Genomic DNA, 15,227 nt, shown 5'->3' on the forward strand with positions numbered 1-15,227 from the left:
ACCCGGTGAGGGGCGGTCGCCATCTGACGGTCAGGGCGAGTGGGGTTGCTCGGGTTCGGGCTCGTTGGTGGTGGGTTCGAGGGATTCGCCGGGGTCGGGGCCCGTCTGGGCGGCCAGGCCGACGGTGATGGTGATCTGGGCGCCGGGTTCGGCGCAGGTGCCCGGGTCGATGCTTTGTGCCAGGACTGCGCCTGCCTGGGACTCGTCGTCCACCAGCTGTTCCTTCGTTCCTACCGTGAAACCCGCCGCCGTCAGGGCTGTGCGGGCCGCCTCGCGGGAGCGGCCGACGACCGGTGGGACGGTGGCGCCGTTCCGGGACACGGTGAGCGCTACCGCTGTGCCGCCCTTCACGCGGCTGCCTGCCTTGGGGCGGGTGGACAGAACCTGGCCCGACGGCTCCTGGGAGCAGGAGCGGGTGATGGCGCCGACCTTGAGGCCGGCGCCGGTCAGGGCCGCTTCGGCGGGGCCGCGTCGCATGCCCGTCACCTCCGGCACGGGCAGGCCCGCCGACACGCGCAGGGACACCTTGGCTCCCCGGTCCACGGCGGTTCCCGCGGCGGGGGTGCTGGCGAGGACCTGGCCGATGGCGCGGGGTGAGTCCTGACGGGTGACGCGGCCCAGGGTGAGGCCGGCGCGTTCGACGGCCTTGGTGGCGGCGGCCTTGTCCAGGCCGGTCAGGGGCGGGATCGTCACCGTCGGCGGACGTACGACCGCGGGCGGGTCGTAGGCGGGGCGGCGGTCGTCCTGGGACTGCCGGGCCTCCGCGGTCTTCGTGGGTGCGGCTTCGGCGGGCGACTCGCGGGTCGTCTCGGGCGCGGGCGTGACGGGCGGCGGCGAGGCGAGAGGTCCGCCCGCCTGGGGTCCCGCGTGCCCGGCCGGGCTCTGGGTGAGCGCCGGTACGACCACGGCCAGCAGCACCACGGCCGTCACCAGCAGCGCCGCACACACCGCGACCGCCGCCCGCGGCCACTGCCTCCGGTCCGTACGCCCTTCCCCGGCCTGCGAAGGATCCCCGGGTAACGCTTCCCCGATATCCGCACCCCGCTGTGGTGCCCCGGCTGCTGGCTGGGCGGCCTGCGGGCCGGAGGTCGCGGGAGGGAGATGGTAGGCGTCCATGGCCCCGGTGGCCTCGGGATCGGCCAGCGGGGTGAACCAGAAGCCGGGTGACGCCCCGGCAGGGCCGGGTGAGACCCCGGAGGGACCGCGTGAGGCGGCGGAGCCACCTGCGGCGGTGGGGCCGGAGTGGGCGTCCGGGGTGCGCTGGCCCGGTACCAGGGGTGTCGGCGGGGTGCGCGGGATGGGCGGCGGAGGTGAGCGCAGCACCTCCGCAGGCCCGTCCGCTCCCAGCAGTTCGAACAGCAGCTCCCTGCTGCTCGGCCGGTTGCGGGCGTCCTTGTCCAGGCAGGCCGCGACCAGTGTACGCAGCCGCCCGTCGAGCAGCCCCAGCTCGGGCGGCGCCGTGAGGATGCGGTGCAGGACGGGCGCGACGGAGTCCTGGCCGAAGGGGGCGCTGGCGTTGGCCGCGAAGCACATGGTGGCGCCCCACGAGAACACGTCGGCGGCCCCCGTGACGGCCGAGGCGGTGATCTGCTCGGGCGCCATGTACGCCGGCGTCCCCACCCCCCGCCCGCTCACGGTGGCGGCGGCGTCGAGTGCCCGGGCCAGGCCGAAGTCGATGACGCGCGGCCCGTCGGAGCCGAGCAGCACGTTCTGGGGCTTGAAGTCGCGGTGCACGATCCCGGCCCGGTGGATGGCGGCGAGCGCGGTAGCGGTGCCGACGGCGAGGCGTTCGAGCGCGCCGCCCCTGCGGGGCCCGGTGAGCGCGACCTCGCGGGCCAGGGAGTGCCCGTCGACGTACTCGCTGACGATGTACGGCCGCCCCTCGTCGAACCCGGCGTCGATCACCTGCGCCGTGCAGAACCTGGCGACGTGCTTGGCCAGCTCGACCTCCCGCAGGAACGCCGCCCGCTCGTCACCGACGGGCCCGTGCAGGAGCTTGACCGCGTACGTCTCTCCGCTCCTGGAACCGAGGAACACCGCGCCCTGGCCACCCTCGCCCAGCCGCCCGGTGAGCTCGTAGTCGCCGAGTCGCCGAGGGTCCCCCGTTCTGAGCGGCTGTGCCGTTGGCACGGGGCGCCTCCCCTCGCCGCGCCACCCCTTCTGCCTCCTACTGAAGGCAAGGGGCCGCGAACAGTCAACGGTGCGCAGGGCAATCGCATCCGGACCGTGACACAGCCGGTCAGGACGTACGCGCGACCCTGCCGGAATACGTCACTTCGTCCTTACCTGCACGAGTGACCTTGATGTCCATCTGGTTCACATCGGAGGTGGGGTACATGCGGAGCGTGCCCGGGTAGCACTCCTGCCCGCCGACGTCGCGGAGGGTGAAGACCATGCCGCCGCCGTCGCGCGAGAGCCGTCCGGTGCAGCGCAGGTCGGCTCCCCAGCGCATGCGTCCCGAGCCTTCGTGGTCCAGGACGAGTTCGACGGGGAAGACGCGCTCGGCGCTGAAGTGCTCGGCGGAGCCGGTCCAGCCGCCGGCCAGCCCTTCGCCCTGGGCGCTTCGGAGGTAGAGCACGAACCCGGCGACGCCCATGAGCAGCCCGGCCAGCGCGACGCCGATCTGCCAGGGCCGCACCCGCCGCCGCCCGGCCCGCGCCACCTGGCCGGGGGTGATGGCGGGGAAGCTGGTGGTGGGGTCGGGGTCGGTGATGACGCCTGGCTCGGCCTCGGCGGCGCCGACTCCGACGACGGCGTCGGGAGCGCGGGTGACGGGCCTGCTCGTGCGGACGAGCGTGCCGATGCCGTTGCCGCCGACGGCGGCCATGGCGCCGGTCGTCAGCACGTCGCCCCCGTCGCCCTCCTGGCCGAGCAGCAGGCGCAGCGCCTCTTCCGCGTCGGGCCGGTCGCCTGGCTCGGTCGCCAGGCAGGCTTCGACGATCTCGCGCAGCCGCCCGTCGAGGTCGCCGAGGTCGGGCGCGCCGTAGAGGACGCGGGCCAGCACCTCGTTGTGGGTCTCGGCGGTGTACGCGGGCCGCCCGTTGGCGGTGTAGGCCACGGTGAGCGCCCAGGCCCACATGTCGGCGGGCGGTCCGGCCGGCTCGCCCTTCATGCGTTCCGGCGCCATGTAGGCGGGCGTGCCCATGGGCATGTGGCTGGTGGTGACGGTGGTGTCGACGAGCCGGGACACGCCGAAGTCGATCACGCGGGGCCCGTCGATGCCGAGCAGCACGTTGCCTGGCTTGAAGTCGCGGTGCACGACCCCGGCGCGGTGGATGGCGCCGAGGGCGGTGGCGGTGCCGATGGCCAGGCGTTCGAGCGACCCGCCCGTACGCGGCCCCTCCTTCTCCACGTGCTCGCGCAGCGAGGGGCCGTGGACGTACTCGCTCACCAGGTAAGGACGGTCGCCTTCGAGGTCGGCGTCCAGGAGCTGGGCCGTGCAGAACGCGGCGACCCGGCGCACCGCCTCGACCTCGCCGAGGAAGCGGCGGCGGGCGTCGGCGGTGCCGGAGAGGCTGGCGTGCAGCAGCTTGATGGCGACCCGGCCGCGTTGCGGGGATTCGCCCAGGTAGACCACTCCCTGGCCACCCTGACCGAGCCTGCGTGTCAGCCGGTAGGACCCCAACTGCCGGGGGTCGTCGGCACGTAGCTCGGACATATACCGCCATTATGCCTGGCCGGGGCAAGCGAGCGTCCAGAACCAGCTACGGGAGCAGCGCCGCGTACCGGTCGAGGACGGGCAGCACCTCGTCGGCGGGCCCGCTGGGCAGCGTCGCCACGGCCTCCTCGATGCCCAGCTCGGCGAAGTAGTCGAGCTTCTCCCTGGTGGCCAGCGTGGCGAACGGGATCACGCGGGCCGTCGGCCGTCCCGCCTTCTCGCACGCCTCGCGCAGGGCGGGCAGCGCCGCCTTGATGCCGCGTCCGCCGATGGGCATCCAGCCGTCGGCGTACTCGGCGACGTGGGCGAACAGCTTCGGCCCCGCCGCCCCGCCCACATGGACGGGCGGGAGGTTGATCGGCTTGGGCCAGGACCAGGCCGGCTCGACGCCGTCGAAGGAGGCCACCTCGTCGCGCCACAGCGCCTGCATGGCCATGACATGGTGCCGGGCGATCTCGCGGCGCCGCCCGTACGGGACCGCGTGGTTCTCGATCTCCTCGACGTTCCAGCCGAAGCCGACGCCGACCACCACGCGACCGCCGGACAGCAGGTCGAGCGAGGCGATGGCCTTGGCGGTGACGATGGGGTCGCGCTGGGCGGCGAGCAGGATGCCGGTGCCGAGCCTCAGCCGGGTGGTCGCGGCGGCGGCGAAGGACAGGGCGACGAGGGGGTCGAGCGTGCGCTTGTACTCCTCGGGCAGCTCGCCGTCCGCCGCCCCCGGGTAGGGCGTGCGCCGCGAGACCGGGATGTGGGTGTGCTCGGGCAGGTAGAGCGAGTCGAGCCCGCGTTCCTCCGCCGCCTTCGCGAGCTCCTGCACGGGCATCGCCAGGTCGGTCGCGAACATCGTGACGCCGAGCTTCATCACACCCCCACACCGGTAAACCAAGCGATTGCTCGGTTAAGATTTCCAGAGTACCTTGCGAAGGACCGTCCCGCGGAGAGAGGTTCCCGGTGAAGTTTTCGATCTTCCTGAACCCGCAGATCCCAGGCTCGGGCTACGCGGCCGAGGAGAACGCCAGGGCGAAACGCCCGATCGGCCGCGACACCGAGTCGTACCAGCGGCTGCTGCACGAGGTACGCGAGATCGCCGTGCACGCCGACCAGATCGGGTTCGACGCGCTGATGATGACCGAGCACCACTTCCACTCGGAAGGCATGGAGTTCTCGGTCAACCCGCTGATGTTCCTCACCGACCTCGCGGCGCGGACAGAGCGCATCCTGCTCGCCCCGCTCGGCCTCGTGCTGCCCGCCTGGGACCCGATCAGGGCCGCCGAGGACGTCGCGCTGCTCGACCAGTTCAGCAAGGGACGGCTGCGGCTGGGCGTGGCGCGGGGCTACCAGAACCGCTGGATGAACGTGCTCGGCCAGCGCTGGCAGGCCGCCGCCGCCCGCTCCGACGGCTCGGCCACCGACACGCGGAACTTCGACGTCTTCGGCGAGGTGCTGAAGATCATGAAGCTGGCCTGGACGCAGGAGACGCTCCGGTACAAGTCGGACGTGCTCGACTACCAGGTGCCCTTCCCGTACGAGGGCATCGAGGGCTGGCCCGCCCAGGAGTGGACCCGCACGTTCGGCGCGCCCGGCGAGATCGACGACGACGGCGTGGTCAGGGCCGTGTCGGTCTGCCCCAGGCCGTACCAGAACCCGCATCCCGAGCTGTGGCAGCCGTTCACGATCTCCGACCGGTCGGTCATCAGGGCGGCGCAGGAAGACATCCTGCCGTGGATGTTCACCCCCAACCCCGACGACCACGCCCAGAAGGCCAGGCTCTACCAGGAGGAGTCGGCCAAGCACGGCCGCCACTACAAGCTGGGCGAGCACACCGGCATCCTCAAGATCGTCGGCATCGGCGACACCACCGAGCAGGCCATCGCCACCTTCGGCAGGAGCATCCCCAAGGACTTCGCCGCCTTCTTCGGCCCCTTCGGCTACCTGGAGGTGCTGCGCAAGAAGGAGGACGAGAAGCACAAGCCCATCTCGCCGGAGAAGGGCGACGCCAAGCGCATGAGGGACGTCGAGATGGCGCTGTTCGGCACACCCGACGACGTCAAGCGCGGCATCCAGCGCATGCTCGACAAGATGCCCGACCTGGAGTGGTTCGGCCTCTACATGCAGGGCCAGCAGGGCGTGCTGCCGCTCGACACGGTCAAGCGGAACCTCGAGCTGTTCGCCACCAAGGTCGCACCGGAGTTCCGATGAAGTTCTGGCTGGGCGCCTCTTTCTCCGACACCGATCAGTTCACCGAACTGGCGCGGGCGGCCGAGCGGTGCGGGTTCGACACGCTGACGCTCTCCGACCACCTCTTCTACGCCGACTTCGCCTCGCCGTACCCGTACTCGCGGTCGGGGCGGCCCCGGTGGGACGCGCGTACGCACTGGCCCGACGTGTGGGTGACGATCGGCGCGATGGCCGCGGTCACCAGCACGCTGCGCTTCGCGCCGAACGTCTACATCGCGCCCGCCCGCGACCTGTTCACCGTGGCCAAGCAGGTGTCCACGGCGGCGGTGCTGTCGCGCGAGCGGGTCACGTTCGGGGTCGGCGTGGGCTGGTGCAAGGAGGAGTTCACGGCCACCGGCCAGGACTTCCACACCCGCGGCAAGCGCCTCGACGCGATGCTGCCCGCGCTGCGCGCGCTCTGGTCGGGCGAGACGGTCACCCTCGACGGCCTCCCGCCGCTGTCGATCTCCCCCACCCCGTCAGGCCCGATCCCCGTGTACGTCGGCGGCGACAGCGAGGCCGCCCTGCGCCGCGCGGCCCGGCTCGGCGACGGCTGGATCGGCAACCGCATCTACACGGAAGAGCAGCTCGACGAGGTGCTCGACACCCTGCGCGGGCACCTGGAGGCCAACGGCAGGTCCATCGAGGAGTTCGAGATCATCGCGCCGCTCGCGGTGCTGCCCGAGGCGGAGACCTACCGCCACTTCGCCGCCAAGGGCGTGACGGGTACGCTGGCCGCCCCGTGGTGGCTGGCCACGCCGGAGGAGAAGTCCCGGTACGGCGAGGGCACCCTGGAGCTCAAGCTCGCCACCATGGAACGCTTCGCCGAAGAGGTGATCGCCAAGATGCCCGTGTGACGTCCTGAACGGCGCTTCCAGGGCGATAGCCTCATCTCGTGCTGGAAAAGATCGCAGCCACCCGTTACGTCACCCCGCTGCGGGAGGGCGGGTCGCTGCCCGGCGTGGTCGAGGCCGACGACCTCGGCACCTACGTCGTCAAGTTCCGCGAGGCCGGCCAGGGCCGGCGGGTGCTGGTCGCCGAGATCATCGCCGCCGAGCTGGGCCGGCGTCTCGGCTTCAGGACCCCCGAGCTCAAGCTCATCGACCTCGACCCGCAGCTCGGCGTCAGGGAGCCCGACGAGGAGGTGCAGGACCTCCTCAAGGCCAGCACCGGGCTCAACCTGGCCGTCGACTTCCTGCCCGGCGCGCTCGGGTTCGACCCGCTGGCCTGGGTGCCCGACCCGGTGTTCGCCGCCAGGGTGGTGTGGTTCGACGGCCTGATCCACAACGTCGACCGCAGCTGGCGCAACCCCAACCTGCTCATCTGGCACCGCGACACGTGGCTGATCGACCACGGCGCCGCCCTGTGGTTCCACCACAACTGGCGCACCGCCGACCCGCAGCGGCCGTTCGACGCGGGCGACCACGTGCTGGCGCCGTTCGCGGGCGACGTGGGCCGCGCGGGCGCCGACCTGGCGGGGCGCATCGACCGCGAGCTGCTGGAGAGCGTGACCGCCCTGGTGCCCGACGAGTGGCTGGCGGGCGAGCCGGGCTTCGACTCCCCCGCCGCCGTGCGGGCGGCGTACGTCGAGCACCTCCTGGAGCGGGCGCACGGCCCGCGCGGCTGGCTGGTGGCAGGCGAGCAGCGGGCCCGCAAGACGGCGGGCCCCGGCTCGGTCGGCGCGTTCTGGCGGGAGGGCGGGAGCCGATGAGCAGGGACGTCTACGAGTACGCGGTGATCCGCGTGGTGCCGAAGGTCGAGCGGGGCGAGCAGATCAACGCCGGCGTGCTGCTCTACTGTCAGCCGCGCGGCTACCTGTGTGCCAAGGTCGAGCTCGACCCCGGCCGGCTGCGGGCACTCGACCCGGGCGCCGACGTCGAGGGGGTGCGGCGGGCGCTCGGCGCGTACGAGCTGGCCTGCGGCGCCGAGCCTGGCCCGCTGGCCGGCGAGTCGCTCGGCGGAAGGTTCCGCTGGCTGACGGCGCCGCGCAGCACGATCGTCCAGGCGGGGCCGGTGCACGCGGGGCTGACCGCCGACCCGGGCACGGAGCTGGCCCGGCTCTTCGACAAGCTCGTACGCGTATAGCCGAGCCTGCGGTGATGGGGGTGACTCCTGGGTAGGTTTCTCCGGGAGGAAGGAGATCGTCCATGAGCGTCCCGCACGGGCAGGCGCACGACCTCACCCTCGGGGGCGGGCGTCCTCTGAGGCTGCGCGACCTCAAGGACGCCGGCGCGTACGTGGTCGACGACCGCGGCCGCATCATCGAGGTCAACCCCAACGCCGAGCGGCTGCTCCTGCGGCGCGCCGGCGACCTGCTGGACCACGACGCCCACGACGCCCTGCACCGCGGCAGGCGCGGCGAGGCGCTGCCGCACAGCCGGTGCGTGATGCGCCACGCCCTCATCTCCGGCAGCACCGCCTCAGGCGACCAGGAGTGGATGGAGCGCGGCGACGGCACGCTGATCCGCGTGAGCTGGCTCGTCACCCCTTGCAGGGTCGACGAGTCCGCGACGGGCGCGCTGGTGATCTTCCACCCGGCCCCCGACACCGAGGACGGCGCCGCCGAGCCGCCCTGGCAGAACCCGTCGCTGTCGGAGCTCGAACGCCTGGCCCTGCTCGCCGAGACGACCGCCACGCTCACCTCCAGCCTCGACGTGGACGCGACGCTGCGGCACCTGGTGCGCCTGGTGGTGCCGCTGCTGGCCGACTGGGTGGTGGTCGACCTGCTCGACGAAGAAGGCACGATCTCCCGCGCCGTCGTGGTGCACTACGAGAACGGCACGCTGACCCACCGCGACGACCTGCAGCGGCAGCTGCCACCCGTCACCGAAGACTCCCCGATGCCGCTGTCGCGGGCGCTGCGCGGCGTCACCGCGACGCTCATCAGCCCCCAGAGCTACCAGATGCCGCCCGACACCGGCATCGCCGTCGCCCAGCAGGACCTGCTGGCGCAGACCGGCATCAAGTCCGCGTGCATCGCCCCGATCCGCGGCATCCGCGAGGTGATCGGCGCGCTGACCCTCGGGCGGTCCGAGCGGGCCCAGCCGTACACCGCGGGCGACCTGCTGCTGGTCGAGGACATCGCCCGCCGCGCCGGGCTGGCACTCGACAACGCCCGCCTGTACGAGCGCCAGCGCCGCGTCGCCGAGACCATGCAGCGCCACCTGCTGCCCCGGCTGCCGGTCGTGTCCGGCCTGGAGATGAGCGCCTGCTACGTGCCCGCCCCCGACGCCTCCCAGGTCGGCGGCGACTGGTACGACGCCTTCACCCAGGCGGGCGGCGCACTGGGCCTGGTGATCGGTGACGTGGTGGGCCACGACCTCGACGCCGCCGCCGGCATGGCCCAGGTGTGCAACATGCTGCGGGCGTACGCGGGAGAGATGGACAGCCTGCCCAGCACCGTCGTCGGCCGGCTCGACCAGGCGGTCTCGCGCATGGCCGAGGCCACGATGGCCACCGTCGTCTTCGCCCGCGCCGAGCCCGTGGACGGCGGCTGGCGGCTGCGCTACACCAACGCGGGCCACCCGCCGCCGCTGCTCGTCGAGCGCGACGGCACCACCCGGTTCCTGGAGGACGGCGGCGGCCTGATGCTCGGCACCGGCATCTGCGTGCCCCGCGAGGACGCGGTCGTCGACCTGCCGCCGCACTCCAGCGTGGTGTTCTACACCGACGGGCTGATCGAGTCGCCCAGCCACAGCCTGGACGACGGCCTCGAACGGCTGCGCAGGGAGGCGTCGGCGCTCGGCGCGCGCAAGCTGGACGGCTTCTGCGACCGGCTGCTGCGCAGAGTGCGCCCCGACGACAACGACGACGACGTGGCGCTGCTGACCCTGCGCGTGCCCGGCTAGAACAGCACCGACATGAACGTGTCCACCTCGTGGAAGCCCACCTTGCGGTAGACCGCGCGCGCCGAGTGGTTGTAGTCGTTGACGTAGAGGGTGACCACGGGGGCGAAGCAGCTGATCGCCGCCTCCACCACGGCCGCCATCCCGGCCACCGCGTGACCCCTGCCGCGCAGCTCGGGATCGACCCAGACCCCCTGGATCTGGCAGGCCTGCGGGGTGACCGCCCCGATCTCGGCCTTGAACACCACCCGGCCGTCGGCGATCCGCGCGTACGAGCGGCCGATCCTGATCAGCTCCGCCACCCGCGTACGGTAGAGCGCGCCGCCGTCACCCAGGTTGGGCGAGACGCCGACCTCTTCGGTGAACATGGCCACGCACGCCGGCAGCAGGATGTCGAACTCCTCGGGCCGCACCCTGCGCACGAGCGGGTCGGCCGGCACCGGCGGCCTGCTGGAGGTGGCCATGACCGGCTGCGCCCAGCGGATCGCCCGCGCCCGCCCCCAGTGCGGCTCCAGCCGCTCCCACAGCAGGCTGACCGCGTCAACGGGGCCCACGATGGACGAGCAGCGCCGCCCCTGCTTGCGGGCACGGTCGGCGAACGCGTGCACGGCCTCGGGGCCGGCGTTGACCGGCACCATGTTGGCGCCGGCGTAACAGAGTGACACGAGGCCACCGCGCGTGCCGAAGCCCCACATCTGCCCGCCCAGCCGCGCGGGGTTGAGACCGACGGCGCGCACCCGCGAGGAGACGAAGACGTTGGCGACCGGATCGGCGTCGAGCAGGGCGAGAACCTCGTCCCGGTCGTTGTCGTCGAGCACGCGCGACGCCGATGTACGCAGCATCACAATGGTCAGACTACGCGAAGGGTTACCGAATAGCTCATCCGGAAATGCCCACGGTAACCCTTTCTTGACGTCCGACCTGTGCGCGCCCCGCCCGGCGCGTCAGCGCGCGCCCTTCAGCAGGTTCAGCGCCCCGAGGAGACCCAGCAGGTCAGGGGCGCGCGAGCTGCCCGACGCCATGTGCGCGGCCGGCTTCGGGTCCGCCGCCGCGGCGCACGCCGCGCCGGTCCTCGGCAGCGTCCCGTCCCGCAGGTACGTCACCAGGTGCCGGTCCATGCAGGCGTTGCCCGACAGCGTCACCCCGTGGTTGCCGCCCTGGTCCACCACCAGCTTGGCACGCGGGAACCGCTCGGCCATCTCCAGCGCCCCCTGGTACGGCGTCGCCGCGTCGTCCTTGGACTGCAGGATGAGGAACGGCGGCAGCTTCGGCGAGTCGTGCACCTGCACCGGCGTGCCGCCCCGCACCGGCCAGAACGCGCACGGGGCGTTGTACCAGGCGTTCGGCCAGGTCAGGAACGGCGCCTTGCGGTGCATCCTGGTCATGTCGGTCCGCCACTTGTCCCACTTGCGCGGCCAGCGCGCGTCGCTGCACTCCACGCCCAGGTAGACGGCGTAGCCGTTCTCGTCGGCCGCGTCGTTCTTGCCGTGCCTGGTGTAGACGTCGGTCAGGCCCGTGACGTCGCCGTCGCGCACGTACGACGACCACGCCTGCGCGAACGACGGCCACACCTTGTCCGTGTATCCGGCCAGCGTGAACGTGTCGTCCAGCTCGCTCGGGCCCACCACGCCGCCCGCCGGGTGCGAGCGCAGCCGGTCGCGCATCGCGTAGAAGGCGAACGACGTCTGCTTGACCGTGGAGCCCAGCTTGTAGACGTCGTTGTGGCGGGCTGTCCAGGCCAGGAACTGGCGGTGGCGGCGCTCGAACGAGCGGTCCTGCTTGAGGTTGGAGGCGTACCAGACGCCGCCTGGATCGACCGTGCTGTCCATGACCAGGCGCTTGATCCGGCTCGGGAACAGGGTGGCGTAGACGGCGCCGAGGTAGGTGCCGTACGAGTAGCCGAAGTAGCTGATCTTCTCCTCGCCGAGCGCGGCGCGGATGCGGTCCATGTCCCTGGCGGAGTTCTCCGTCGTCAGGTGCGGCAGCAGCCACGACCACTGGTCGCCGCAGCGCTTCGCGTAGCCGGCGGCGCGGGCCAGCAGCGCCTTCTCGTGCGCCCTGTTGCGCGGGATCTGGTCGAGCCGCGGCGCCTTGTAGTAGGTCTCGGCGTCCACGCAGTGCACGGCGGGCTCGCTGCCGCCGACGCCGCGCGGGTCGAAGCCGACGATGTCGTAACGCTCGGACACCTCGGCGGGCAGGGACGTGGCGACGTACTCGGTCAGTGCCCGCCCCGGCGAGCCTGGCCCGCCCGGGTTGATCAGGAGCGTCCCCAGATGGCCGCCGCCCCTGGGCACCTTGGCCTTGATCCGGTTGAGCGCCAGCTTGATCGACTGGCCCCTCGGCCGCTTGTAGTCGAGCGGCACGCGTACGGTGGCGCACTCCAGCGCCGCCGGCGCCGCCTTGCCCGCCACCTTGGGACAGGCCGCCCAGGCGACGGCCGCCTGCGCCTGCCTCACCCCGGCCGGCGTCGTTCCCCCGGCCACCGCCCCCGCGGTCCCACTCGCACTCCCGACCCCGGCGACGAGCACCGCCACTCCGGCGACAACCCCAACAAGCCGCTTCACCCGGCCCCCTTCCTGTCATAGGCCCTGCGATGCTCCCGCGAGCGACCAGGCGACCACGAAGGGTATGGGGAAAAGCTTGCCAACCTGTAATGCCCCCATTGCCCGCTGTAACCGAGCAACCTCGGCCCTGACCGGCCCGCACTCAGCCGAGCAGGCCGGTCAGACAGGGATGAGGGTCAACTGACGGTGACGGTGGGGCCGGTGGTGTCGTCGTCGAGGTCGACCTCGACGCCCATCTCCTCGGCGAGGCGCAGGGCCTCCTCGATGAGGGTTTCGACGATCTGCGACTCCGGCACCGTCTTGATGACCTCGCCCTTGACGAAGATCTGGCCCTTGCCGTTGCCGGAGGCGACGCCCAGGTCGGCCTCGCGGGCCTCGCCTGGACCGTTGACGACGCAGCCCATGACGGCCACCCGCAGCGGCACCTTCATCCCCTCAAGGCCCGCCTGGACCTGGTCGGCGAGGGTGTAGACGTCGACCTGGGCCCGCCCGCACGACGGGCAGGACACGATCTCCAGGCCGCGCTCGCGCAGCCCCAGCGACTCGAGGATCTGGGCGCCGACCTTGACCTCCTCGACGGGAGGAGCCGACAGGGAGACCCTGATGGTGTCGCCGATGCCCTCGGCGAGCAGCGCGCCGAAGGCCACGGCCGACTTGATCGTGCCCTGGAAGGCCGGCCCCGCCTCGGTGACGCCGAGGTGGAGCGGGTAGTCGCACTGGGCGGCCAGCAGCCGGTACGCGTTGATCATCACGACCGGGTCGTTGTGCTTGACCGAGATCTTGATGTCGCGGAAGCCGTGCTCCTCGAACAGCGAGCACTCCCACAGCGCGGACTCCACCAGCGCCTCTGGCGTCGCCTTGCCGTACTTCTGGAGCAGGCGGGGGTCGAGGGAGCCGGCGTTGACGCCGATGCGGATGGGCACGCCGGCGTCGGAGGCCGCGCGGGCGATCTCGCCCACCTTGTCGTCGAACTTCTTGATGTTGCCGGGGTTGACCCGGACGGCCGCGCACCCGGCGTCGATGGCGGCGAAGACGTATTTCGGCTGGAAGTGAATGTCGGCGATCACGGGGATCTGCGACTTCTTCGCGATCAGCGGCAGCGCGTCGGCGTCGTCCTGGGACGGCACCGCCACGCGGACGATCTGGCAGCCCGACGCCGTGAGCTCGGCGATCTGCTGGAGGGTGGCGTTGACGTCGGCGGTCACCGTCGTCGTCATCGACTGCACCGAGACGGGGGCGTCGCCGCCCACGGGCACGCTGCCGACCATGAGTTGCCGGGAGTGGCGGCGTTCGGCGAGCGGCTTGGGGCGGACCGTCGGGATGCCGAGAGCTACAGGAGACATTTCAACCCTTACTGTGACGACGCTTTCCAGTCTAGGTAGCTAGCGGGACTGCCCGGCTGTGAGTTCGGCCGCACGGGCCCGCGCCCAGGCATCGGCCGCGAGCACCTCCTCGACGGAGCCGGCCGGGGTGACCTGGTGTTCTTCGACGACCTTGGCCACGGTGTCGACGATGCCGAGGAACGGCAGATCGCCGCGCAGGAACGCGTCGAGGCACACCTCGTTGGCGGCGTTGTAGACGGCGGGCGCGGTGCCGCCCTCGCCGCCGACGTGCCTGGCCAGCGCGACGGCGGGGAAGGCCACGTCGTCGAGCGGCTCGAACGTCCAGGTGTGGGCCTTGGTCCAGTCGATGGGGCGCGCGGCCCCCGCGACGCGGTGGGGGTGGGCGAGCGCGAGCGCGATCGGCAGCCGCATGTCGGGCGGGCTGGCCTGGGCGATGGTGGAGCCGTCGACGTATTCGACCATGGAGTGGATGATCGACTGCGGGTGGACGACGACCTCGATGCGGTCGAACGGCAGGTCGAACAGCAGGTGGGCCTCGATCACCTCGAGCCCCTTGTTGACCAGGGTGGCGGAGTTGATCGTGATGTAGGGGCCCATCGACCAGGTCGGGTGGGCCAGCGCCATCTCCGGCGTGACGTCGGCCATCTCCTCGCGCTTCATGCCGCGGAACGGCCCTCCGCTGGCCGTGACCACCAGCTGCTTGACGCGGGAGGGGTCGTGGCCGTCGGGACCCGCGGCCCACAGGCACTGCTGCAGGGCGGAGTGCTCGGAGTCGACGGGCAGGATCTGGCCCGGCGCGGCCAGCCGCTTGACCAGCGGCCCGCCGATGATCAGGGACTCCTTGTTGGCCAGCGCGAGCAGGCGGCCCGCCTTGAGGGCGACCAGGGTGGAGGCCAGGCCGAGCGCGCCGGTGATGCCGTTGAGCACCATGTCGCACTCCCAGCCCGCCGCCTCGGCCACCCCGTCGGGGCCGCCGAGCACGACCGGCTTGACGCCGTGGGCCTCCAGCGCCTCGCGCAGCGCGGGCACGGCCGAGGCGTCGGCCACCGCCACCGCCTCGACACCGAACTCCGCCGCTTGCCTGGCCAGCAGGTCGACCCTGCCGCCTCCCGCCGCCAGCGCCGCGACGCGGAAACCGTCGGGGTTGGCGGCGATGACGTCGAGGGCCTGCGTGCCGACTGAACCGGTGGAGCCGAGGATGACGACGGAGCGGAGGGTCTCTGCATGCACAGACCCATTCTCCCCGCTGTGCCGGGCGCTCAGGCACGACGGGGCGGCCGGGCCAGAATTCGCCGCCTTATGTGACACGAGATAACCCAGTTCATTTATGTCGGAATATCGTCATATCGGAATGCGCGAATCTTGAGAAATCCGGATATTGCGGCGGCTACGTTCCAACCCCGAGTCCGCTTTAGGGAGGTACGTAATGCACCGCAAAATCGCCCTGCTTTCCGCCGCCACGCTCACCGGCACCTTGCTCACCACCGCACTCCCCGCCGTGGCGGCCCAGGCTGCGCCCTCAGCCGGGTCCTCAGCTGCGTCCTCAGCTGCGTCCTCAGCCGGGGTGCAAGCCGGGTCCCGGATTGCGCCCCGGCCGAAG

Annotated in this window: 12 protein-coding genes; 5 read left to right on the top strand and 7 right to left on the bottom strand. The window is 72.0% G+C overall.

Going from position 1 to position 15,227, the window contains the following annotated elements; all coding sequences use genetic code 11:
• Positions 1-30 precede the first annotated feature (30 nt).
• From AB0K12_RS32135 to AB0K12_RS32145, 3 genes are all read right to left on the bottom strand, one after another.
• A complete protein-coding gene (locus tag AB0K12_RS32135) occupies positions 31-2,130 on the bottom strand; it encodes a PASTA domain-containing protein (RefSeq protein ID WP_364569540.1) in 2,100 nt (699 codons plus the stop codon).
• Positions 2,131-2,239: 109 nt separating this feature from the next.
• Entirely contained in the window at positions 2,240-3,658 is a 1,419-nt protein-coding gene (locus AB0K12_RS32140) for a serine/threonine-protein kinase (protein ID WP_364569542.1), read from the bottom strand.
• A gap of 46 nt (positions 3,659-3,704) precedes the next feature.
• On the bottom strand, positions 3,705-4,520 hold the full coding sequence (locus AB0K12_RS32145; protein WP_364569545.1) for a TIGR03619 family F420-dependent LLM class oxidoreductase: 816 nt from the start codon (positions 4,518-4,520) through the stop codon (positions 3,705-3,707).
• An 89-nt stretch (positions 4,521-4,609) separates the two neighbouring features.
• Between AB0K12_RS32145 and AB0K12_RS32150 the strand changes: the two genes are divergently transcribed.
• The 5 genes from AB0K12_RS32150 to AB0K12_RS32170 all read left to right on the top strand — a co-directional run bounded on the left by AB0K12_RS32150 (position 4,610) and on the right by AB0K12_RS32170 (position 9,723).
• On the top strand, positions 4,610-5,857 hold the full coding sequence (locus tag AB0K12_RS32150; RefSeq protein ID WP_355425898.1) for an LLM class flavin-dependent oxidoreductase: 1,248 nt from the start codon (positions 4,610-4,612) through the stop codon (positions 5,855-5,857).
• Positions 5,854-6,732 (top strand): TIGR03619 family F420-dependent LLM class oxidoreductase, encoded by an 879-nt coding sequence (locus AB0K12_RS32155; RefSeq protein WP_364569548.1) that lies wholly within the window; start codon positions 5,854-5,856, stop codon positions 6,730-6,732. Before AB0K12_RS32150 ends, AB0K12_RS32155 begins: the two co-directional genes overlap by 4 nt.
• A 38-nt stretch (positions 6,733-6,770) precedes the next feature.
• Positions 6,771-7,586: a HipA family kinase gene (locus AB0K12_RS32160; RefSeq protein WP_364569551.1), complete on the top strand. Its 816-nt coding sequence runs from the start codon at positions 6,771-6,773 to the stop codon at positions 7,584-7,586.
• Positions 7,583-7,960, top strand: coding sequence for a DUF3037 domain-containing protein (locus AB0K12_RS32165; protein WP_364569554.1), 378 nt, complete (start codon positions 7,583-7,585; stop codon positions 7,958-7,960). The genes AB0K12_RS32160 and AB0K12_RS32165 overlap by 4 nt, the downstream gene beginning before the upstream one ends.
• Positions 7,961-8,022: 62 nt before the next feature.
• On the top strand, positions 8,023-9,723 hold the full coding sequence (locus tag AB0K12_RS32170; RefSeq protein ID WP_364569557.1) for a SpoIIE family protein phosphatase: 1,701 nt from the start codon (positions 8,023-8,025) through the stop codon (positions 9,721-9,723).
• On the opposite strand, the gene AB0K12_RS32175 is transcribed toward AB0K12_RS32170, so the two are convergent.
• The 4 genes from AB0K12_RS32175 to dxr form a co-directional block, all read right to left on the bottom strand.
• A complete protein-coding gene (locus AB0K12_RS32175) occupies positions 9,720-10,562 on the bottom strand; it encodes a GNAT family N-acetyltransferase (protein ID WP_364569644.1) in 843 nt (280 codons plus the stop codon). The genes AB0K12_RS32170 and AB0K12_RS32175 overlap by 4 nt on opposite strands.
• Positions 10,563-10,664: 102 nt before the next feature.
• Positions 10,665-12,284: an alpha/beta hydrolase gene (locus tag AB0K12_RS32180; RefSeq protein ID WP_364569560.1), complete on the bottom strand. Its 1,620-nt coding sequence runs from the start codon at positions 12,282-12,284 to the stop codon at positions 10,665-10,667.
• 176 nt (positions 12,285-12,460) lie between these two features.
• Positions 12,461-13,627 carry a flavodoxin-dependent (E)-4-hydroxy-3-methylbut-2-enyl-diphosphate synthase gene (ispG, locus tag AB0K12_RS32185; RefSeq protein WP_364380355.1) on the bottom strand — a complete coding sequence of 389 codons (1,167 nt, stop codon included), beginning with the start codon at positions 13,625-13,627 and terminating at the stop codon, positions 12,461-12,463.
• A 39-nt stretch (positions 13,628-13,666) separates the two neighbouring features.
• The gene (gene dxr / locus AB0K12_RS32190; protein WP_364569563.1) at positions 13,667-14,857 is read right to left on the bottom strand and encodes a 1-deoxy-D-xylulose-5-phosphate reductoisomerase; all 1,191 of its coding nucleotides are present in this window, start codon (positions 14,855-14,857) and stop codon (positions 13,667-13,669) included.
• Positions 14,858-15,227: the final 370 nt, after the last annotated feature.

Origin of the sequence: Nonomuraea sp. NPDC049419, assembly GCF_040676995.1 — a bacterium.
Lineage (GTDB): Bacteria > Actinomycetota > Actinomycetes > Streptosporangiales > Streptosporangiaceae > Nonomuraea > Nonomuraea salmonea.

Coding starts and splice junctions, on each gene's coding strand:
- AB0K12_RS32140 (WP_364569542.1), bottom strand. CDS start 3,658: ATGTCCGAGCTACGTGCCGACGACCCCCGGCAGTTGGGGTCCTACCGG.
- AB0K12_RS32170 (WP_364569557.1), top strand. CDS start 8,023: ATGAGCGTCCCGCACGGGCAGGCGCACGACCTCACCCTCGGGGGCGGG.
- AB0K12_RS32145 (WP_364569545.1), bottom strand. CDS start 4,520: ATGAAGCTCGGCGTCACGATGTTCGCGACCGACCTGGCGATGCCCGTG.
- ispG (WP_364380355.1), bottom strand. CDS start 13,627: ATGTCTCCTGTAGCTCTCGGCATCCCGACGGTCCGCCCCAAGCCGCTC.
- AB0K12_RS32155 (WP_364569548.1), top strand. CDS start 5,854: ATGAAGTTCTGGCTGGGCGCCTCTTTCTCCGACACCGATCAGTTCACC.
- AB0K12_RS32175 (WP_364569644.1), bottom strand. CDS start 10,562: ATGCTGCGTACATCGGCGTCGCGCGTGCTCGACGACAACGACCGGGAC.
- AB0K12_RS32165 (WP_364569554.1), top strand. CDS start 7,583: ATGAGCAGGGACGTCTACGAGTACGCGGTGATCCGCGTGGTGCCGAAG.